Source organism: Microcoleus sp. S13C4, assembly GCF_036700865.1.
Lineage (GTDB): Bacteria > Cyanobacteriota > Cyanobacteriia > Cyanobacteriales > Microcoleaceae > Microcoleus.
Map to the genome: position 1 here is coordinate 83948 of NZ_JAUBPS010000014.1, position 22215 is coordinate 106162.

At 45.0% G+C, this 22215-nt stretch carries 19 protein-coding genes; 6 read left to right on the forward strand and 13 right to left on the reverse strand.

The annotated features are described in order from the left end of the window. Positions 1-3: 3 nt before the first annotated feature. From QT996_RS08680 to hetZ, 7 genes are all read right to left on the reverse strand, one after another. Positions 4-1806, reverse strand: a complete 1803-nt coding sequence (locus QT996_RS08680) for a restriction endonuclease subunit S (protein WP_333045866.1) — start codon at positions 1804-1806, stop codon at positions 4-6. A 385-nt stretch (positions 1807-2191) separates the two neighbouring features. Continuing rightward, complete coding sequence (locus tag QT996_RS08685) at positions 2192-2695, reverse strand: TniQ family protein (RefSeq protein WP_333045868.1); 504 nt, start codon at positions 2693-2695, stop codon at positions 2192-2194. Next, positions 2695-3531 (reverse strand): TniB family NTP-binding protein, encoded by an 837-nt coding sequence (locus QT996_RS08690; protein WP_333045869.1) that lies wholly within the window; start codon positions 3529-3531, stop codon positions 2695-2697. The genes QT996_RS08685 and QT996_RS08690 overlap by 1 nt, the downstream gene beginning before the upstream one ends. Before the next feature lie 3 nt (positions 3532-3534). Further along, on the reverse strand, positions 3535-5217 hold the full coding sequence (locus QT996_RS08695) for a Mu transposase C-terminal domain-containing protein (RefSeq protein ID WP_333045870.1): 1683 nt from the start codon (positions 5215-5217) through the stop codon (positions 3535-3537). A gap of 488 nt (positions 5218-5705) precedes the next feature. Beyond that, a complete protein-coding gene (locus tag QT996_RS08700) occupies positions 5706-8072 on the reverse strand; it encodes a DUF3488 and DUF4129 domain-containing transglutaminase family protein (RefSeq protein ID WP_333045871.1) in 2367 nt (788 codons plus the stop codon). Between the two features lie 203 nt (positions 8073-8275). After that, positions 8276-9346 (reverse strand): hypothetical protein, encoded by a 1071-nt coding sequence (locus QT996_RS08705; protein WP_333045873.1) that lies wholly within the window; start codon positions 9344-9346, stop codon positions 8276-8278. Then, positions 9339-10520: a heterocyst differentiation protein HetZ gene (gene hetZ / locus QT996_RS08710; RefSeq protein ID WP_333045874.1), complete on the reverse strand. Its 1182-nt coding sequence runs from the start codon at positions 10518-10520 to the stop codon at positions 9339-9341. The genes QT996_RS08705 and hetZ overlap by 8 nt, the downstream gene beginning before the upstream one ends. Before the next feature lie 363 nt (positions 10521-10883). Between hetZ and QT996_RS08715 the strand changes: the two genes are divergently transcribed. Then, positions 10884-11195 carry a hypothetical protein gene (locus QT996_RS08715; RefSeq protein WP_333045876.1) on the forward strand — a complete coding sequence of 104 codons (312 nt, stop codon included), beginning with the start codon at positions 10884-10886 and terminating at the stop codon, positions 11193-11195. Between the two features lie 635 nt (positions 11196-11830). Next, the gene (locus QT996_RS08720; RefSeq protein ID WP_333045878.1) at positions 11831-12370 is read left to right on the forward strand and encodes a Dps family protein; all 540 of its coding nucleotides are present in this window, start codon (positions 11831-11833) and stop codon (positions 12368-12370) included. 127 nt (positions 12371-12497) lie between these two features. Here the strand turns inward: QT996_RS08720 and QT996_RS08725 are convergent, their stop codons facing one another. Next, positions 12498-13592: a glycosyltransferase family A protein gene (locus QT996_RS08725; protein WP_333045880.1), complete on the reverse strand. Its 1095-nt coding sequence runs from the start codon at positions 13590-13592 to the stop codon at positions 12498-12500. A gap of 607 nt (positions 13593-14199) precedes the next feature. On the opposite strand from QT996_RS08725, the gene QT996_RS08730 reads away from it, so the two are divergent. Continuing rightward, positions 14200-15231 carry a glycosyltransferase gene (locus QT996_RS08730; RefSeq protein WP_333045881.1) on the forward strand — a complete coding sequence of 344 codons (1032 nt, stop codon included), beginning with the start codon at positions 14200-14202 and terminating at the stop codon, positions 15229-15231. A gap of 128 nt (positions 15232-15359) precedes the next feature. Continuing rightward, positions 15360-16811, forward strand: a complete 1452-nt coding sequence (locus tag QT996_RS08735) for an NAD(P)/FAD-dependent oxidoreductase (protein WP_333045882.1) — start codon at positions 15360-15362, stop codon at positions 16809-16811. Positions 16812-16892: 81 nt separating this feature from the next. Here QT996_RS08735 and QT996_RS08740 read toward each other — a convergent pair whose 3' ends face one another. The 5 genes from QT996_RS08740 to QT996_RS08760 form a co-directional block, all read right to left on the reverse strand. Then, positions 16893-17168, reverse strand: a complete 276-nt coding sequence (locus tag QT996_RS08740) for a HepT-like ribonuclease domain-containing protein (protein ID WP_333045884.1) — start codon at positions 17166-17168, stop codon at positions 16893-16895. Between the two features lie 63 nt (positions 17169-17231). Beyond that, the gene (locus QT996_RS08745; RefSeq protein WP_333045885.1) at positions 17232-18125 is read right to left on the reverse strand and encodes an SMEK domain-containing protein; all 894 of its coding nucleotides are present in this window, start codon (positions 18123-18125) and stop codon (positions 17232-17234) included. Between the two features lie 24 nt (positions 18126-18149). After that, positions 18150-18275, reverse strand: a complete 126-nt coding sequence (locus tag QT996_RS08750) for a hypothetical protein (RefSeq protein WP_333045888.1) — start codon at positions 18273-18275, stop codon at positions 18150-18152. Positions 18276-18375: 100 nt separating this feature from the next. Beyond that, positions 18376-18888: a GNAT family N-acetyltransferase gene (locus QT996_RS08755; RefSeq protein ID WP_333045889.1), complete on the reverse strand. Its 513-nt coding sequence runs from the start codon at positions 18886-18888 to the stop codon at positions 18376-18378. Beyond that, complete coding sequence (locus QT996_RS08760; protein ID WP_333045891.1) at positions 18879-19175, reverse strand: DUF1778 domain-containing protein; 297 nt, start codon at positions 19173-19175, stop codon at positions 18879-18881. The genes QT996_RS08755 and QT996_RS08760 overlap by 10 nt, the downstream gene beginning before the upstream one ends. A gap of 328 nt (positions 19176-19503) precedes the next feature. Between QT996_RS08760 and QT996_RS08765 the strand changes: the two genes are divergently transcribed. Both QT996_RS08765 and QT996_RS08770 read left to right on the forward strand, forming a co-directional pair. Further along, complete coding sequence (locus QT996_RS08765) at positions 19504-20865, forward strand: branched-chain amino acid ABC transporter substrate-binding protein (RefSeq protein WP_333045893.1); 1362 nt, start codon at positions 19504-19506, stop codon at positions 20863-20865. A 133-nt stretch (positions 20866-20998) separates the two neighbouring features. Continuing rightward, positions 20999-22075: a branched-chain amino acid ABC transporter permease gene (locus QT996_RS08770; protein WP_333045894.1), complete on the forward strand. Its 1077-nt coding sequence runs from the start codon at positions 20999-21001 to the stop codon at positions 22073-22075. Positions 22076-22215: the final 140 nt, after the last annotated feature.

Consider the following 22215-nt stretch of genomic DNA (forward strand, 5'->3'; position numbering starts at 1 on the left):
ATTTCACTCCTTTACTAGAGAAATACGCAGCCAGTCTTCATCACCACGCCGTTCTACTTCAATGAGTTTTTCCTTCGCTAAATCACGAAGCTCAAGATACAGTTTTTCGATAGCTTCTGTTTCTGCTCCATCACTAATGCCACATTGACGAAAGACATCTTGAGCGCTTAACCAAGCAGGCGCGGATTCAAGTACGCTTATTAAATCTGCCACCGTGTCTATCTCCTTCTTCCTATTTTTAAAAGGTTTACGAGTTGGTTTTATTATAGCTTCTCGTTCAGCACGAATAAGCTGTAATAAAACATTTGCTGATTCTTCATTAGGATCTTGTGGTACAAGTTGACCTGAAAAGGCTTTTTTTAAAATGCTATAGCGTAAAATTTCGGCTTTTTCGAGATTATTAGTTATCTCGATATGCAAGGTGTCAGCAGTAGAAAAAATTTTCTCTATTTCCATAACAATTCTGCTTTGTTCCTCCCTATTAGGTAGAGGGAAACACAACCTTTTAAATCTTTCAGTGCTTATTTTTTTTTGAGCAACACCTTTAGTAATAAACCCTAGTTGCTTTTTGATTAAATTAGATTCGATGCAATATTTAAAATAATTTCTCTCTACAAAATCTGACCATACTCTAAATTTCAAGCAATCAGCAGTGAGAACAGCAACAGGAGAACTCTTAGGATAAATTGCCACATCTCCAGGCGGATCACCCATTTTCGTAATAACTATATCAAGAGGTTTTACGGTATGAGCTTGTAATTCTTGGAACTTTTTTTGAGAAATATATTTAAGGTCTAAAGTGAAATCATTATTTGTAATATTTTTTACAAATATCAGAGGAATTCCACCCTGCTCGTAATCACTCACCTTAAGATTGCTACCGAACGGACCAATTCCTATTGAATATTTCTCTGGTGAAGACACTTCTTCTGGTCTAACCCAACACCACCCAGATGCAAGTTGAGGCAGTTCTGCTAACTCCTGCTTTGTAAGTGGGGGTGGGAGTGTAGGTTGTTGAGGTTTACTAGGCCTTTTGTCTTGTTTACCGGCTTCTTCCCACGTTTGAATTGCTTTTTTCCATTCTTCTAACTGCTGCTGATAGCGTTGTTCACGTTTCTCCTTAATTTGTGCTAGCAATTGCTCGGCAGTTTCTAGTTGGTCTGCATGACCATTACGCCACTGTTCAGTTAGCTTACCTTCAAAGGCGTGTTTTAGTACCATTTGGCGGTAAACCTTGAGGTGTTCACGGCAGGTTTTAAGACTTTCAATACCTTGATCTAGCTCAGAAAAAAGTTCGTCAATTTTTGCAACGATTCGATGTTGTTCGTCAACAGGTGGTATTGGTATTGGTAACTCAGAAAATGCCTTACCTGATAGCTCTTTAAATGTAGTCCCACTCGCTCTTTCTTCTGCAATTCGTTTTGCGCTTTTAAGAAAATAATAAACATACTCGTTAAATATGCCTTTGGCGGGTACAACGCTCTTGAAACCCTGATTTGTAGAAATATTGGTTTTAGAAATAACGACGTATCCAATAGGAGCTCGTGATGAAAAGTGGATACTGCCTGCTGGCATCAGCTTTGCTGACGAGTTCTCTAATCCAGTTTCGGTCAGACTTTTTGCTCCTTTAAAAATGAATTTATTGTTATACCCTGAGAGATCGGCAGGTGAAATCCAGTTTATAGCACCACCCCAAAATGATGGATTCTTAGTAGATGGAGTTCCACCAGATACAACTTCACCAATATCTGCAATGGTTGCCCATTGCCAATTTGTAGGGATTGTCCACAATTGTATTTCACTCATTCTACGCTGCAAAAACCTCATTGTCGTTTGTTCTTCATTAAATTTCGGAGCATTCCCTTACTTAGTGATGTTTAAAAAAGCAAGTTTAAAAATTGTACCTTAGATTATCGCCATAAGAAATGATACTAGAATTAATACCACCAAAACAACGAATAAGTCAGGACTTACGCAAACACGAGGGGATGGCCCCACAAAAAACCAAATGTAGAGGCTGTGCCTAAGTCCTGTAAGTGAAACTATAGCAATTAACTGATTGTGCTGTGCGTTGCCCTTAAAATTATCCAGATGGGCATAAGCCTGCTACACCTATAACGGAGCTAGTTTAGTTGGGTCGCTTTTTAGCTTCTCTATCGTTCCTGCTGAAGACGAGATCAACTAAGTTTCGTTATATCGCCTTCTGATACTTTGCTATCTCAGCAAACCCCAGAAAACACCGTTGACACCACCCATCCACCCACAAAGCCGGAACCTTAAACCTAGCCCCACAGTTGGGACATTCCGATAGCAACATCAACCCATGCCGATCGCACCCCTGCATCTCTTTAAACTGCCACTCGATCCGGTGACAAGGCGACTGGGCATAACAAGCCCCACACAACCGAATCGGCTCTAACTTCATCCCCACCCCAGGAGGCGGTAACATTTCCTGTAACCGTTCCCTTTCAACTCTCACCACCACCCCCAACGCCTCCAACTGCTGAAGAGAAGGAGGCGGATTAAACCGAAACTTTTCCCAACGGGCGATCGCGCCTCCCAACCCCGCCATCTTACCCAACCCAGTCGGCGTTAACTCATTCGCCCGTCGAAACCGCCCCAAAAAATGACTTAAACTCTCACCCTGCAACGGTTCCACCCGAAACATCCAAGGCTGGATATCGATCGCTTCCATCACTTGTACTCCCCAGTAACTTCTTTGAGAGTTTCCAAATCAATCCTTGATAACCCCTTCTTCAAAGCCCGAATCGCCGCCTCCCGGAGAATCATATCCAATAGCCCCACATAACCTCCAGTCGCTTCCCCCAAGGTCTTCAACATCGCCTTACTAGAAAGATTAGAAGCCACAGGTAACAGCAATACCCTCTTTTCCCAAACCTCCACCGTCCGCTTAAACTCCTCCCCCGACAACTTACCAAACCGATGACTTGACCGAAAACGGTTATAAACCTGTTCATCTCGCTTAATCACCGCATCTAAGCGATCGGTTCCTACCAAAATCACCGGAATTTCCAACCTATCAAAAATATCGCGCACCTCAGCAAACGTCTTAGGCTTAAACCGATCGGCTTCATCAATAATCAGCATCTCCACGCAGCACCCCTTGAGCACCCGCATCGTGCGATCGCGAATTTCGGCGATCGTTCCCTTAACCACCTGATACTTCAAATGCTCAAGAATCACCCCAAACAATTCCTTCGCGCCACACTCTTGCGGAATTTGGATGTAAGCCACGGGAACCGTTGGCGGCTGTCCCGGCTGCTGAAGAGGTTTGTGCCGTAACCTGTAAGCATCACACCCCATAGTTTTGCCCGTCCTCGACTCGCCCACAACTCGCCCCGACTGCCGAGACTGTCGCTTTCCTTCGAGCCAGTCATGGAGAATTTTAACCTGTTCCAACTGCACAAAAGTCTTGCGGTTCAATCTTTGAATTTCCGCGTGAATTTTTTCTTGATTAAGGGGAATATCGCCTAATTCCTTAGCGACTGCTTGGGCTTCTTGATTCGTCATTTTTTACCACCCGTAATCTTCGCGCATTTGTTCGTAATCCAATACGTCCGGCATTTCTGGTTCAGCTTCACTGTTGTTCGATACCACTTCCTCCGGTTCCGGTTCCATAGATACAGGCTGTTTTGCCTTACGGAGTTCACCTTGTTCAGCCTTTTGGCGTTCCTTTTTCGTTTTCTTCTGAGTGACGAAAGTGTCGCGATCGCGCACCTCAGCCAAAATCGAACGGTTACTAACCGCCTTCCCAGCTTCCCGAACCTTGCGGCTACTAGCTTTCGCCTCATTTATAGACAGTTGCTCTGTCTCCAAATCTTGAGCATACGCACGAGCTAAAAATACTTCTTGATCGCCCTCAGTTCGATAGACCAAGACTGTTGTAATGTCTCTAGGGTCATATCGCAGCACCACGCTTTCTCCAGCGTATCCTGCCAAATTTTCGCCTCGATAAGTCAAATTTTCAAACTGTAAATAGCCACCTCGATAAATCGAGCGCCGCGTCTGCTTCATCAAGCAAATATCTAAATCTCTCTGAGAAATTAGATTGGGAACAGCAATCAACCCTGCTTCCCACCGTTGAAACCGCGACTGGTCGCCCATTCGGGCATCAACACTCTGGTTGTATTTATCAACAATAAAGCGCACCAGCAGTTGTTCTAATTCCCGCAGCGTCAGACAAGCTTCTTTCTCGGCTTCTTCTGGTCGCTTTTGCACATTTGAACCCGTATATCCCGGTAACATCGAAAACAATTCAGTGTTAAAAGTGCCAAAAGGACGCTCAACAATACCACCTTCAGAGGGGCGATCGCGTAAATGACAAACAAACCCTAACTGCACCCCAATCTGTTGCAGATGGTTAGAACGGAAATCCTTACCGCCATCTGTATAAAAGTGTTCAGGTTTGCCATAAGTCCCCCATTCGCAATGGAGTTGATAATCTGAGCCATACTGCTTCGGTAAAATTGCATGGCGCAATGCCAGCGCTACCACCTGAGAACTCGGTGCATCGTAGGCCAAATTAATGCCCACAATGCAGCGAGAATAGGTATCAATCACCGTTGTAAACCAAGGACGAGCTAGAGTGTGACCATCTCGATCTACCAACAACACATCTGCACGGGTATGGTCACATTGCCAAACATGGTTGCTGTATTCCACGGATAAATCTTTGCCATCACGAGTCTTAACCGATAGTCGCGAGCCTCGCCATCCCTTACTCCTGACAGTTTGGGTTTGCTGTTGTTTCTCAATAATTGGTTGCAGAACGCGATATACCGTTCTGTAACTGGGGTAATCTTCTTGACCTAATTCTTGCGCCCTTGCCTGAACACGAATCGCTACTTGGGCAGGGGTAATGCGTTTACCATCTTTATTGCCCTCCTTGTAGGTTTTAAGGATGAAGTCTTGCCAGTCAGGGGCGATGCGATGCTTTCCTTTATCGGCGCGTTGATCCTGGTTAAGAGCTGCTAATCCTTCTTGCTCCCACTTAGCAACCAATCGTCGCACCGTTCGCACTGATGCGCCCAGCTTTTGGGCTGCTTCTCTTTGCCTTTGCCCATAGGTGCGGCGATCGCACGGTTCCATAAGGCTCTGAATTACCTCCTGCTTAACCTTTGCTTCATCTGAGAGTTCAGTCACTATTTCCTGAACTTCAACAGGGCTAGCTGTTTCATCTGAGGAAGGGATAAGCATTTATACCTCCAAGCAATTGCTGCATAACGATTGGTACATAAATGTTTGATTAAAACATTTATGTATTATAAGGCAAAAGGACAATAATGTGTCAATCCTTAAAAAACTCGTAAAAATAGCCGTTTTCAAGAAAAGACACATAATTTGTCAATTATAGAAGAGCGGACAACTAATTTGTCAAAAGTCTCCCGTCGTCAAAGAAAGGTATTAAAATAGCTTAAAGCCTTATTGTATAAGGATTGTGAAGCGGTCAAAGCTAGCGGTCAATAATTTGGCAAGTGGACAAATAATTTGACATTCGACACCCGGTTAGCTGGATGGGGATGGAAGATTATTGTCACAAAGGAATTCGGGGTAGTAGCTAGAAACCGGGTTTTTTGACGAAAATACTTCGTTTTAGCCCCAGGTCAGAGTAAAAAAATCGGTTTCTGAGCGTCGGAGTGCGGGCCCGACTGGAAGTATCTGTAGTAAGTTGGATGCCCGATCGCTTAAAACCAGCGCTTTTTGAGTTTCTTCAAGTGCGATCGCCTCAAATTTTCCACCAACTGTCGCAACTGGTTCAAATTACCCGCTTCGCCGCCATACTTCCAACGCACGTAAGCCTGCGAAACTTCATCAATCACCTCAGCTTCATCAGTTGCATGATTACCGCGCATAGCCTCAGCATACTCCAAAGGCGTTTGAGCTTTCTGCTTGGCAAAACCCCGACTCGCCAAATCCTTCAACATTTCCTGATAAACCCCCTCCACCGGAGGCAACTTCGCCAGCCAGCGGCGGTGGCGCCACTTGCGCCACACTTGCCAAATTAACCAGCCAATAAAGCCAAAGGCGATCGCAGCAATCAAGCCAGTAAATAACCCCACCCAACCTTTAGCAAACTGTCCCACAAACCAGCCCACAATCAAACTGATCCAGCCAATTACAAAACCTATAACTGAATCCAGCCCGCTTCTGAGAGGAGTCGGTAGCCAACCCGCGATCCACTTCCAAAACGATTCCAGCGCACTAAAAGTCTGGTTGTCTTCCACCGAAGCCGGAATCAGCGGATAACCGGGAATCGGATTAAAAGCAAACCAGCCGTGATTGGGAAAATATACCTCCGTCATTAAGAAAGCGTCGGTATTTTTCACAACATACAAACCCGTAAACGGGTTAAATTCACCCGTATCGAAACCCCCCGCCAGTCGCGCCGGAATCCCGATCGACCTCAGCATAATTGTCAGTACCGTCGAAAAGTGGTCAGGATATCCACCTGTAACTTTTTTGCCGCCCTGGGTGTTTTTGTAGCCAAACAGAAAACCCTCGACTAAATCTTCACTTTCCTCTAAGTAAGGCAAAGCTTTTTCTATTTTGTAATTCGGATTTTGCTTTAAATATTGAGCCAAATACAAAGCTTTTTCGTAAGGAGAATCGATCGATCTATCAGACTTAGCTACTCTCGTTCTTGCTAGCAATATTTCCTCAGTTTTTGCCCGCACCTTCGCGGCAATTTTTGGCGGCACATCTAAATAGAACTTGCGAATATTTTTCGCGTAATTAGTACCAGTTTTACCCAACAAAGCTCGATCGCGAAAAGGCACATTAGAAATCACCGTATAAGTCAAACCCTCCGCCAATTCCACAGGTGATCGCAACCCCCCCTCCGCATCAACCGCAATATCGGTCGTCGGAAAATAAAGTTCCCTCGGCTTGTTTAAAGCCGGAATCAAATTCGGCAACTGAGCAACAATAGTATAACTTTGAATTACCTCTTGAGTGCGAGGCGCATTGGGAAAAGGATTCAGAAAAAATTGATAAGACCAGCGAGGTCTATTCACCTTTTGAGCTTGTTCGTTGCGAGAAATTTCCCAACCCTGACCGGTGTATTTGTCGAAGCCTAACACCCGCCAAAAACCCGCAGCCTGCGATCGCACGCGCATCACGACTTGGGGTTTCATTTCCCCCCGCAAATTTTGATTAATGCGCTGGTTAAAACCGTAATAAAAAGTAGAGTCCACCTCTCCTGGCCCTTTGTCTGGGTTTCTCCCCCTTCCTCCGCCAGTTCCTTTTTTATCTCCCCCTTTGACATACCCCGGATTCAGAATGCTGCGCGAGTCAAACTCCCCCTGATATTGAATAGGAGCACTCACGGGAAAAGTCCGCAACTGATAGCCAGGGAGGCGTGGCAAAAACGCAAAAATAGTCAGCCCCAACCCGACAGTTATCAGCAGCAGCCAACCAAAATACTTTGGGGATAAAGTAGCAGCAAATAGCGACAGGCTTTCATTTTTCCCTTTACCTTGTGCTTTTTCGCCAATGGCTTCTGGCTTCAAAAATCCCAAGCGCGATCGATAATCCAACACCAAAGTCGGAAGTGCTAAAGCCAAAAACACCAACAACAGTGGCCCAAAAGTCAAGGTTTGGCTGAGAGTCGCTGCCACCCCTAACAAAATTAGCCCGATTACCATCGAATAGCCTAAATCCTTGCGGCGAGGCAAATCGAAACTGTGCAGCACTTGAAGTTGGATTAACAGTTGCGCCAAAACTAACCGCGTATCATTCAATTCTCCCACCAAGCGGCTAAAAAAAGCGAACAGCGCCACCAGCATTCCAATAGCTATGCAGAACTTAGCAGCTACATTGCGATCGCGGCGACGGTACCAACTCCAAGTTGCTCCCACAATACTAACAGGCACAGCCCAAAGGTTCAGGGCTTCTTCAGCAGCAACGTCAGTAGCCACAATTCCCACAATTACCAACAACTGAACTAGGATTCGCAGCAGTAAAGAATCCTCAATCACCGGCGGAGGCATGGCCTCAATCTGCTCCCACAGCTTACCCAAAACAGGTATATTTCGCAGGTTATCAGTTGTCATGTGCACCCATCCAAGTCAACGACCAGTAGATTGTAGATTGTAAATTTTAGATTTTAGATTTACTCCACAGATTAATCTGGGGGCTTTAACTAAGATCTAAACTTTTTCGTTTTTCACGACAGAAGTCGAGAAATTGCATTTGTTTGTGTGTGAGGTCAAACCAGCGAGTAAAAACCTAAGTTATTTACTCTAATTAGACCTTTCTAGTTGCTATCTTGTGTTGCCAAAATTGGACGAATAGCAAACATCAAAGGTCTGGTCTCGAAGTTTTGGAATCGAACTTCTAGAGCATAAGTCTTGTTCGGTTGTGGGTCAAACAACTCCACACTTAAATGCCCGGAATTCGGACGATGTGCAGTTGCTTCGGCATCTCCTCCCTTGAGTTCCAAACTTCCTGCCCCCGGAAATTGGCAGTCAACTCTTAAACATGGCATTGGTTGTTCTCTGTTGCGGTTCGACAAGTATTGAGCCTCCAGAGTCAGCGAACCCAAACCCGTCAGCCACTCCCGCGAAACAGGTGGCTGATTCACAAGACAATCCAAAGTTAGAGAATCAAGGATTTCCCTGGCTGCCAACAGCGACAGCACCATTTGTTGATCGGTACTCGCTGCTTCGTAAGTCGGGAAATCTTCTAAATCTAGAAGTCCCCGCAAAGAACCTCGGAGCACTAAACTAGCTAATTCGTTGAGTTCCTGAGACTGGCCGGGAAATAAGCCATCTACAGCGCGAATTAATTTCGAGCCTTCCCGCAGCGACGACATTACCAGTTCCTGACAAGGTTCTAGCAGTTGAGCAAAAACCTTTTGGGCGATCGGAATTGGCAGGCGGCCCCACCTGATATTTTGTAGTTGGGGAGTCCAGAGGTGTAGGGGGGGAACCCATTGCGGGGCTACATCGTCTGGGTAATCGTGGTCGTAGCTTTTGAATTCTGTTTCCCAGGGGAACAGCGGCGGGTTAGATTCAATTTCGGCTCTAAGCCTTTCTTTTAACAAGGTCTGAAAACGGTCTTGCACGGTCGGTATTTCTCCAATTATCAGCGGTTGTGCGGGTGCATTGCTGTGCGCCCCCACTTGATAGTCCAGCGGGTCTGGTTCGTCCCATTCCCAGTATTCCACCCCGGAATTGTCCTCTGTGTCGCCCCACTCTTCTGAGCGAGGGGATGGATTGAGGTTGTCCTCATCTTCGCTAGAGGCATTCGCGATCGGCGCCTGCAATATCCAGTCTAAAAAATGGCGATCGAAAGCCTCTGCATCCCTGTTCGTTTCGTTATTCATCACTAGATGCCCCTTCTCCGGAATCTGAACGATTTCGCAATTCCCACGCAAGTTCCAGCAATTTAAACCACCGCTTCTGTACCTGGGCTACCGTGCTGCCCAGGGTTTGGGCGATCGCTGACTCTGACAGACCCTGTTGTTTCAACTTTAGCAAACGCTGTCCTTCTGGGCCAATTTGCTCACCAAAATCCTGCCACTGAGAAGGCAGCAAACCCAGATTTCGATCTAAGTCTGCTTCCAGCCACTGGTGAACGAGTTCCCAGCGGTGCGACATGGCGAACCTGAGCAAATGGTACTTGAAGCGCTGCTGCAAATAGTCTCTTTGGCGGGGAGTTATGCCCAGAAGTGACTCTATTTCATTAGTTGGCAAGTCTTGCAAGCGCAGCACGAAGTAATCGGCGCAGTCTTGTTGGTTGCGCTCTTTCAAGTAAGCTACTAATTCGTCAATCACGTTTTGCCGCAGAGATTCTGACTCGTCGCCTAGCGGACGAATGGCCGCCGAACCCTGTCCCGCCATCGCTTCCCGCACCGAGTGCACCGAGGTGTCGTTCCAAGTTTGGTCGGAATCTGAAGCCCCTCCGTCGGCGGCTTGTTCCATATCTACGGAGGTTTCTTTGGGCTGCTGCTGGGAAAAGGTTTGGGCCCGTAAAATAATTAGTTGCTGGCTGCGGTTCCGAGGTAAAGGAATGCGCCGCTTGCCGAAGCGCTCTACAAAGGCCATGTACTCTGCTAGTTCTAAGCGAGTGCGGGGACTGTAGGTAGGTGGCAGTTGGGTTTCGCGCCGGAATGCCTTTAAAGCTTCGAGATAAAATCCTTGCAAAAAATCTTTGATCAGTTCTACTCGCGCCTGATAGCTAGACTGGACCTGCGGAGGAGTGATGTAGCGATAGACGATCGCGCTGAGGGTACTGTGCAATTCTACTCGCCCGGGCCCAGAGCCTAAATTGTAATAGTGGAGGCATTGTTGCAAGCGGTGCTGAGCGAGGCTCTGGGCTGAACCTTCTATATCTCCGGAGGCTTGAATCCGCTGGCTTTCAGTGCATATCCTGTTGACTTCTGCTGCGAGTCGCCCTGCTACATCCTGGCAGCTCTGCTCAGACGCGCGAGTGGACTTTTTGAGTTCGTCTAACAGCAGTTGAAATATGGTTTCCACGCTCTGGCAGATTTCCCGCATGATGGTTTACAGCTAACAATGAAAGTAGCACAGTTAGTAAAAGTATGGATAAATCTTTCCTACTGCTACTTTACCCCGTATTCCCCAGAGAGGACAAATTGCAATGCCCTCGATCTCCTCTTGAGTGCAAACACAGAAGACTGCTTTTTTTATCTGTCTTGGACGCGCCATCCCCCAAAAACTAGGTTTAAACAGTTGGTACTGCAACGGTGATTCATCAGAGGGTCGGGTTTGACAAAGCCTTCAGGCGGGGCGAAAACGCGACACTGCCGTTGATAGCTTCGGCTTAGTGCTGTGGGGGTCACACCAGCAAGTGTTCCCCAAGGTGAAGCGAGCACACAGCTTCTCCCGGTGGTCTACTAGATGGGACAAAGGGTTGCGTGGCTGTATTTGTTTGTTAGAGTCGATCGAGGTGACAGCGGTCAACGGTTTCTCAAATCGATGATGGATAGCTTGGGATGGATTATTCAGGTGGTTGTACGATCGCACATCCAAGGCTTTGTTTTACTGAAAAAAAGAGCCTTGGTTGAACAAAATTTTGGTGGGTTCAATTTAGTATCGAGGGTTGAGCAAGTACGATCGGCGATTATCGGCTGGCTCACAGGTCATGATATACATCTTCTTGATTCGGTTTATCGCTATTTAACAAACCCAAGATTATCTGTGTTCATGTAAGTCGATTTGAACACTATCAAGGGTTCCATCCTAGAAATATTTATACTTTCGGGACTTAACTATTAAAGTAATCATCAGCCACTTGGGCCATAAAGTTTTGATGGCGATCGCCCCTCTGTTTCTTGGCAGCATCCTTAAACGTCGATTCAGCGGTTGCACTCAATATCATTTCCAGCGTCCCAATCACAGAGGTCAGAACTGCTCATGTCAGAAAATCTGTTTCCTAGCCTTCTAGGATAACAGGGTTATATTTAATTGCAAGTCCCTGATGCCGTCCTTTAAAGCAGCCCCCACAATTAAGGGTGTGCATTTTGGTTAACTTTCGGTGGGATGTTGCTTAACTTCCGCAGAAATTCCTGGATTTGTACGGGCTATCAGACTCCAGCCTTTTTCTGTAGCAGGATTGAGAGGGAACTCACCGACGGCCCAATCGCTGTGTTCACCAAGTAAAGGTGAGCGCGAACAATAAGTTTCATTGCATCTATCTAAGGGTATCAATCTTGCAATTACTTTAACCTGAAAAGCAGATATTTTACTAAAGTTCGATCGTCTTCGATCGTCCTCTGGGTTGATGTAAGTGGCTGGCGAAATTTGTTCTAATAAATGTAAAGTTAGAGTTGAAGGAACAATTTTCAATGCGTAAGTTAAACATAGGTCTATCTGACGAGCAACGTGCAGGCGTTATCGAACTGTTGAATCACGACCTGTCAGATGCTTATCTGCTGTTAATCAAAACCAAAAAGTATCACTGGGATGTAGTGGGCCCACAGTTTCGATCGCTCCACCAGTTGTGGGAAGAACACTATCAGGCGTTAACAGTAAACATCGATGCTATGGCCGAACGGGTGAGAACTTTAGGTGGCTATCCAATTGGTACTGCTGAGGGTTTTCTGAAGTATGGCTCGATTAAAGAACATATCGGGGATTTGCCTTTGGCTACGGAAATGGTATCCCGTTTAGTTGATGACCACGAGTTAGTTATTCGCAATCTCCGCCAACACGTCCAACAGTGTGGTGAAGAGTTTAATGATGACGGAACCGCAGACTTTTTGACTGGTTTGATGGAACAGCACGAGCAAATGGCTTGGATGTTGCGCTCGTTTATTGAAGGGGAATCCTTGGCGCCAGACGGCCAGCAGCCAAAAGCTCAAACTCCTACAGCTTCTCACGCTTAGAGATATATAAGTAGAAGGAAGAAGCGAAGCAAAAATTTATTTCCGTTTATTTAACTCTCTTCCATAGCTTGCCTCAAAAACCAGGTTTCTTTAAGAAATCTGGTTTTTTATCTTGGGTTTATTCGGGTTATCGCTTGACAAAATTATTGAATCGCATTCTTTCATAAACCTGGGACGGGAGCATTTTATGAATCATGGTTCGCCTCTGGATGGTGGAAATTGTTTTGCCTTCAGTCTCTGTTGATGTTGATTTTAAGTCTGACCGAGATTGAGTAACTGATGAAACTAAAATTTTTAAGATACTTTCTATTGAGAGAATGTACAAATTATGGCGTAAAAGAGTCATCAATGAATCTTCTCGAAAAGCTCGATATAGCCAAAATAATGTACTGCGATGGTTGCCATTACGGTTGCTTTTAACGGCTAAATTGTATATATAAAAACTGCTGTTAGACCAGCGATAAATATGGGTAGGAATTTCAGGATGCCGCTCCCGGACACCTGCAATAATTAGAGAGTGAGATTTTGCCATTGCTGCATAGTTGCAAGACATACTGCTGGAAATCTGTCGGTAGCCAACTAAAAATTCTGGCACTACTTTAAATTGATAATGCTCAGCAATGCGGAGAAAAAGTTCCAAGTCTTCGCAGCCTTGGGCATTTTCGGCTTTCAATTGGCAATTGTAACCGCCTACTCTCTCGAAACAAATGCGGCGGATCAGAGATGAACTCGCATTACCCATAAAATATTTATAAACTAAAGCTTTGTATACTTCTCCTTCGATGGTGGAGTTGTAAAATCCACCGGTGAATAAGTCTTTTTCGTTTATATCAAGTGACCATGAATAGACAACTCCTACAGATTGTTCTGATTTAATTAAGCATTCGACTTGTTTTTCTAGGTTGTGGGGATACCAAATATCGTCGGCATCAAGGGGAGCAATATATTCGCCTTTTGATTTTTCAATTGCTAGGTTGCGAGCGGCGGCGACGCCTGCATCTGACTGCTGCAATAAGATAATTTGGCTATCTTTTTGAACAAAAAAATTGACGATTTCGGGTGTTGTATCTGTAGAGCCGTCGTCTACTACTAAAACTTCTATGTTGTGATAAGTTTGAGATAAAACAGACTCTAAGGTTTTAGCAATAAATTTGTCAGCGTTGAAAGCTGGGATGATGACTGAAACTAATGGCTGATTTAAAGGGTTTGGGGAGGTGTTCATGTAATATAAAAAAGGGTTTAGGTAAAACTTTTTGCTCCCAGGGACATAGCTAAGGGTATGTTAGCAAATTACCAAAGCTCGATCGTACACCGTCGGAAACTTTAAGACCTATATTTAAAATATATTGCCAAAAGTCCTACAATGTGAATTGACGCCGAAGTCGGGATAGAGACTTGGTTCAGGAGTCACTCGCGGATGAGGTCTGTAAAAGAAACTGTACCGGAAAAGTCCTGACCGCCTGCGGGTTTCCGTCGAAAGTATGTTTGATTTTATACGGTGTGCTTACTTATAAAATCACAGTCTTGTGCGGTGCGACACAGCCGCCCAAAAATGCTGCTGGTGCTTTTTCGCAAGTTTACACAAACAATCATATATTTAAAGATTTTGTAAAGCTGTGGTCTGCATCAGGTCAGTCTCAGCAAGATATGGCCTAGAATACAGGTATGAATTGGGAAAAATCCAATCGAGAATGCCAGCCAAAAATTTAGTTGAATACAAACAGCAATTGAGTTATAAATAAAAAAGTAGAGCTGATTTTACCCTTCGTAAAGTAGCAACAATAAAATTCAAGGAAATTTTGATCCCTGCAATTTAAACAATTTAGGTAATGATTTCTACCGCCGATCCCACTGTATCCATCATTATCCCAGTCCACAACGGGGGCGCTTACTTCCGCACCTGTTTATCAAAACTGGCTCAAGCTGTGCCCAGACCGATCGAGATTATTGTAGTAGCAGATGGCGAAAGCGATGGTTCCTGGCGTTTGGCCAAGGAATTCGGCGCCAAAGTCATCAGGATTCCCGAATGCGGGGGGCCAGCGCGGGCAAGGAATTTGGGTGCCCAAGCTGCAAAGGGAGATATTCTGTTTTTTGTGGATGCTGATGTGGCTGTTTGTGCAGAAGCTGTGGGCTATGCGATATCGGTGTTCAAAAATAATCCCTACTTAGCTGCTTTCATCGGCTCTTACGACGATGCTCCTGGAGATCCCGGTTTTCTATCGCAGTACAGGAACTTGCTGCACCACTACGTGCACCAAACAGGTAACGAAGAAGCTTCAACTTTTTGGGGAGCTTGCGGAGTGATTCGCCGGGAAATTTTTTTGCAGATGGGCGGCTTTAATGAGAGTTACCGCCAAGCTTCGATCGAAGATATTGAGTTCGGCTACCGTTTGAAACAAGCAGGTTATAAAATTCGGCTGTGCAAAACATTGCAGGTGAAGCATTTAAAGCGGTGGGAACCGATTGGGATGGTGAAAGCTGACTTTTTCTACCGAGCGCTGCCTTGGACAGAACTGATTTGGCGCGATCGCAAATTGAATAACGACCTCAACTTGCAAGTTTCAAACCGCATCAGCGTGATTTTAACTTATGCAGTCCTGCTGGCAATTTTGGGAACCTGCTGGTCGCTGAGCTTTCTGCTAGTGGCTGGTTTGCTGGCCGCACCACTGGTAGCAATTAATGCACCACTTTACCGATTTTTTCATCGTAAACACGGTATCCTATTTGCCCTGAGAACTATTCCGTGGCACTGGCTTTTCTACTTTTACAGCGGGCTGGCATTTGCGATCGGCACTGGTCGCTACTTATACCAAAAAAAGCCTGTGACTGGCAAAGTTAGCTTGCCAGTCTCAGCTCAATAAATCAAGGCAAATTGTGCTTAAACATCAGGTCGAGCGAGAGTTTCTCAGGGTATTCACGGGTGCATCTATCCCTTCGACAAGCTATAAATAACTGTATAGTTGCGATAAAAAAGCTGGAGGTAGGCTGAGTGAAACATTATCCTGTTGCGATCGTCGGTGCAGGTCCTGCGGGCTTGACTGCTGCCTACGAGCTCGTCAAGCAAGGCATTATCCCTGTTGTACTAGAAAAAGGTGATAAAGTTGGGGGAATAGCTCGCACCGAAAGCTACAAAGGCTATCGTTTCGACATTGGCGGCCACCGCTTTTATACTAAAGTTGAAGCCGTGCAGCAGTTGTGGCAAGAGGTACTGGGAAATGAGTTTATTAAAGTGCCACGATTGTCGCGAATTTTTTATCGAGGTAAATTTTTTAATTATCCGATCAGTGCCTTCAATACTCTCTTTAATTTGGGCATAATTGAGAGTACCCTAATTATTTTGAGTTATCTAAAAGTTAGAATTTGGCCGCTTCAGGAAGAAAAAACTTTTGAACAGTGGGTGATCAATCGTTTTGGCGAACGCTTGTATAAAACATTTTTTAAGACTTACACTGAAAAAGTTTGGGGCATTCCTTGTTCGGAAATTCAAGCCGATTGGGCGGCGCAGCGGATTAAAGGATTGTCGCTGACGACTGCAATTATTAATGCTTTGTTTGGCAGCAACGACACTAAAACATTAATCAAAGAGTTTGATTATCCGGCTTTGGGGCCGGGGATGATGTGGGAAAAGTTCGCGGAAGCTGTGGAGAATAAAGACGGCAAAGTTTATCTGGATACTAAAGTGATTAGCTTTGAGCGTGAAGGTAATAAGATTAAAAGTATTACTGCGGAGCAAAATGGAGAATTAATTCAATATTCGGCGGATAATTTCATTACGAGTATGCCGATATCGGCGCTGGTAGCAAGAATGAAACCGCAGCCACCAGAAGAGGTATTGCACGCCGCGCGATCGCTAAAATATCGAGATTTTTTGATTGTATCGCTGATTGTCAATCGCAAGGATTTGTTTCCTGACAACTGGATTTACATTCACTCCCCCGAAGTCAAAGTGGGACGCATTCAAAACTTTAAAAATTGGAGCGCCGCTTTAGTTCCCGACGCCAGCAAAAGTTGTTTAGGAATGGAATATTTCTGTAGCGTTGGCGACGAGATTTGGGAAATGTCGGACGCGCAACTTATCGAATTAGCAACTCGCGAGTTGGTTGGTTTGGGGTTAGCCGAAACTGCCGATGTTGAAGATGGAGTTGTCATACGGCAGCCCAAGGCTTATCCAGTCTATGATGGCGAATATCGAGGACACTTGCAGGTACTTGAAGGTTTTGTGAAGGGAATTGAGAATTTGCAGACGATCGGACGAAACGGTATGCACCGATACAACAACCAAGACCATTCCATGCTGACGGGGATGCTAGCTGTGAGAAACATTTTGGGGGAAAAGCACGATTTGTGGGATGTGAATACTGAGCGATCGTACTATGAAGATTTTAGTGTCGATCGGTCAAAGGAAAAAAAGGATTCGGATTTGATTTCGCAGTCTAGTTGATATTTTTGGAACTATGGCGATGGGGCGATTCCCTACGGGATAGCTCCGCTTCACGTGCATCTTTTGTTTGTGGGCGATGGCTCAACTATCATCAGGTAACGGTGGCAATAATGCCTCTACTTGTACCAGCAAACGAGGTAAAACACCTGTAACAATATTCCAAATAACTTCCGAGAGCACTTGGTCATAGCGGTTAACCAAAATATTTCGTAAGTTAATCGCATTTCGCCAATCAATTTCGGGATGGAGGTGCTGAAACTCGATCGAAATTCTCCGAAATTCCTCCCCCAAAATTCCCCACTGCCGCTCTACGGTACTTTCCATAAAAACACTTTCCAGATAAGTCTCGCAAATCAACCATCATCAGATTAGTTTGATGTTTGGGATAATTTTCAACTACCTGCCGTCTAGTAATGGTATTCAAGCAACTTCAACCATACGACCTATAACCTCAGAGTGCTCAGTCCATGCATAAGTTATTTCATTTGTTTCTGGGTTTCGATACCATGACTCATCACAAACACTATTTCTACTATACACAATAATCACTTGCGCTCCTTCTTTAAAGAGATTAGGGGAGATTGGATGGATGGTGTATCCTGCAAAGACGTTTTCAGGGTGCTGTCGGTTATCAAGGATCACACCAGTCATATCTGGTCTTCGCTGTTGACAGCCTGGATCGGAGTATAAAGGCACATCTACCCAACGAACAGTTCTAACCACATTATCGGGCTTAACTTCTTCTCTAGGCAAAGAGTCTTGATGATGTGAATCGTGAAGAATTTGATATGTAGTTTTAAATATGACTGTTCCAGAAAGCTCAGAATCAATCAAATGGCTCAAACGTAGAAGTTTCTCCAACTTTAGGGAAGGAAGTTGGCGTACTATATCTTTGATATCAAGGATATCTCTTTGCGGATTAAAGTCAAATAGATTGTAAGTGTTAAAAACCTGTGAATACTTATTTTGCTTCCTTTCCAGGATAAGAAACTTGAGATTGTTAAAATTTTCATACTCCTTGTGACGAATGAAAATTTCTATAGTCTCCTCAATCTTTCTTGGCGTCTTGGTAGCCGTGACTTGGAAAGCAACTTTTCTATAAAAGTCTCCTAAATCTATTGCAGGATATTTATGTCCATCACGATCTAGATTGATGAGATCGTACCCGTATATAATATTGAGAAATTGGGCAATGAAAGATTGAAGAATCAAATTTTGATCCAGCAATCCGATCGCTCCTCGATACTCTACTGAATATTGTAAGATTCCTAAAAAATCACAAATTTTCTTTTGAAGATCTTCCTGAGCAAGCACCGATTATCCCTCTTTAACTCATGATTACAATTTTACTATAAATTGAGTCGGCTCATCCCAACTACAGCGATGAGCAACTCCTGCCGGAATAATGGCGATGTCTTCGGTACTGCGCCTTTCTCGCTCCTGCTTGCCATCGAGCGATCGCATCTAAAGAGACTTTTAAGTGATCGTTCACCACATATTCTAAATCAGCTTGTAACTCAACCATGCGCGAGGAAACCTCCAACGAGAGCAAGTAAGGTCTGAGCTAAAGTGAAGCAATGGCATCGCTAACTTTCACCATGAGTGTCATCGGATCGATCGGCGAAACAGTAAACCCGCACTTCTGGTAAAACTGCTTGGCATCTTCGGAGATAGCGTGTACGAGAATTGCGTGTATCCCTGCAATTTCAGCAGCTTGCAAAGTGCGAAGAATTGCATCCCGCAGCAAAGCGCGTCCAATGCCGCAGCCTTGCCACTTGCGATCTACTGCAAGCCGTCCAATCACCATAACAGGAATCGGATCGGGCATATTGCGCCGGACTTTACCCATTGCAGCAGTTTGTGCTATTGCTCCATTTGCAAGACAATAGTACGCAATGACTGCTTGGCGATCGCACAAAACATAAGTCCGTGACGCCCCCTCTGACTCATTTTTCAGAGCGCGACGCTTGAGCCATTCATCTAACTGACTGTTGCCTGAATCAACGGTCTCAATTTGATGTAACGAGTTCAGTTTTTCAGGCGGGCAGAGTTGGTCTAAATCTCGATCTAATCCCACGGAGATTTTGTTTTTAGTAATGCGTTTAGGTTCTGATTTGGCGTCGGCGGTGCATCCAGAAGCGCCAAAAATTGCTTAAATTTAAGTTCATCTAACCCAAAAAAACAGCGGTCTAGAATCACATCTTGAGCTTTTTGGTAAGCTGATTCAAGCATGAATTCCGATCGGCTTTTTCCCTGTAATTGCGCCGCGCGATCGATTAGAGCGCGTTGATTCGGCTTAGCTCGAATGTTGATTGTAACATCGCGGTTCTGGCTGACTGACCCTTCAGATGCTGGCGGGTGCATAATAGTAACTTCTGGCTAGACAGAGCATTAATTAGAGCTAGTAGCTCTAGAATATTCATATTGTAAATTTTTTGTATATACAATGTCAACACATTTACTGGAAGTTGCGATCGCGGATCTAGTTAACCGCGATGGAATCGTGAACTCACGCATTGTACGGGCAGCCCCCGCCGCCCCTGAGACAGGAGTTCTGGCCCCAGTCCTGATGTTGCCTTTCTAGGTGTGTTGTTGATAGTTGACACAAATTTTTTAAACTTGTGCTAACTCTTGACTACATACTTAAAACAGTGAAAATATGCTAAGACGCAAGCAACAAACAAACCAACCTATGAACTTTTCCCAGAAGTCAGGGGGCAAAAGTGCCACATCCCCAAAAATCAACTCAACAAAGAATCTCGGCGTCGGAGGATTGCGGAAATTACTTTTTGCCGCCGGAATAGCCTCTCTGTGCGCTAGCTGTCAAAATCCTCAAGCACCCACCGCCACAACTCCCGGAGGCAGCCCCGGAACCAGTCCCGCAGCCACTCCCGTCGCAGTCAGCAGCCCCGGAGACCCAAATACTGTCAAAATTGTCTCCATGCTCCCGATGACAGGTAGCGCCTTGGGTCAATCTCAAACAATGGTCAACGGCATCAAACAAGCACTTGCCGAAACCGACTCCAAAGCTTGCGACGGAAAAATCAAAATCGAATACGAAGTTTTCGATGACGCCACCGCCGCCGCTGGCAAATGGGACCCAGCCCAAGTAACGTCCAACTCCAACAAAGCCGTCGCTGACGGTGCGGTAGTTGCCGTCATCGGTCACTATAACTCCGGTGCCGCCAAACTTTCCATTCCCGTGCTCAACCAAGCTAACATCGTCATGATCAGTCCGGCCAACACTTATCCGGGACTGACTAAACCAGGAAAAGGCGAACCCAAAGAACCCAACGTTTATTATCCCGCAGGCACTCGCAATTTCACCCGCGTTGTCCCCGCGGACGACCTTCAAGGAGCTGTAGCTGGCAACTGGGCAAAATCTTTAGGCGTGCAAAAAGTCTACATTCTCGACGACCAAGAACTCTACGGCAAAGGCATCGCTGATGTTTTTGAAGCAACTTCTAAAAAGTTGGGAATTCAAGTCCTCGGAAGAGAGGGAATTGATATTAAAGCTAGCGACTACAAGGCGTTAATGAATAAGATCAAAGCTTTAAATCCAGACCTGATTTACTTCGGCGGCACTACTCAGAGCAACGCCGGACAAATAATTAAAGACATGAGAAATGTCGGGATGGCGGCTGATACAGTTAAGTTCATGGGGCCGGACGGCATTAAAGATCAAGCTTTAATTGATGCCGGAGGCAAAGATGCCGAAGGAGTTTATGCTACTTTTGGCGGCTTGCCTCCTCAAGAATTGACTGGTGTGGGTGCGAAGTGGTACGCAAGTTACAAGGCAAAATATAATGCTGAACCCGAAGCTTATGCAGCATACGCCTATGAAGCTGCTAAAGTTGCGATCGGCGCAATTAATAAAGTTTGCAAAAATGACCGCCCTGCTATCCGCGAAGCTGTCTTGGCAACTAAAGATTTTAACGGGGTACTGGGCACTTGGAGTTTTGACACCAACGGCGACACGAGCTTGACTACCATGTCAGGAAATGTTGTTAAAGGCGCCAAGTGGGAGTTCGTGAATGCGCTCAAGACGGAATAATTAATCAGAAGGAAGAGGGAAGAGGGAAGAGGGAAGAGGGAAGAAGGAAGAAGGAAAAAAAATCTTTCAACTTTTTCCAATTTCCAATTTCCAATTTCCAATTCCAATTCCTAATTTCCCATTACTTAAAAACATGAAAAACTGGAAAAGTATTCTCTTATATCTAGGTGTAGTTTATATAGTTTTGCTATTAGGCCCGATCGCCGGATTTGATTTGACAAAAATCCTTGGAGAAATAGTCAGCAATCCTGAAGTTTTTATCCAACAATTATTAGTTGGTCTGGTCAACGGCGCGCTGATTGCAATTATTGCTTTGGGTTACACTATGGTTTATGGCATTATTGAGTTAATCAATTTTGCTCACGGCGATTTGTATATGTTGGGCGCTTTTGCTTCCCTAACCGTGTTCGGGGCTTTTGGGATGCAAGATGGCGCACCTTTAGGTATTGCTATACCGGTGATGTTAGTCGCTTTAATTGTATGTTCGGTGTTTTGTGCTGGGCTGAATATTGTTGTGGAAAAGTACGCTTATCGGCCTTTGCGAAATGCTCCCCGTTTGGCTCCTTTAATTTCAGCAATTGGAGTTTCTTTTATTTTCCAAAATATGGGGTTATTTTGGGGAGGATTGAAAGCTTTTATTCCGGTGATGGGTTCTAACTCTGCTGCGCCGAAAAGTTTTCCCGATTTGTTACCGCGAGTTGATATTCTAAAGTTTTTGGGAATTCAAACAAGTATTGTATTTACTACGAAAGATTTAATTGTGTTGGTGGTGGCGGTTGTATTGATGGTTTTGCTTCATGTGTTTGTGCAATACACTCGTCTCGGAAAGGCGATGCGCGCAACTGCTCAAAGCCGCGATGCCGCTAAGATTATGGGAATTAATGTGGATCAGATTATTGCTCTGACTTTTTTGATTGGGGGAGCTTTGGCGGGTTCGGCGGGAATTTTGGTGGGTTTGTACAACAATACTATTGTTTTTACGATGGGGTTTACAGCGGGTTTGAGGGCTTTTACGGCGGCGGTTTTGGGGGGAATTGGCAATATTGTCGGGGCGATGTTAGGAGGGGTTTTGATTGGGTTGCTTTCGTCTTTGAGCGATCAGTATTTGTCGAGCCGCTGGACTAATGCTTGGGTGTTTGGGGTTTTGGTGGTGATTTTGGCTTTTCGGCCAGGCGGCTTGTTGGGAGAAAATGTTCAGGAGAAGGTTTGAAGTTGGAGGGTTTAAATAATCGCAAGAGATACTTATCATAATAAGGTAAGGAGTGCTTGAGAAACTGTAGTTTAGACTAAAAAATGATTGCAGCCAAAAGTAGCTGCCTTTGAATATCCGGCAAGCTGTTACTCAAAAAC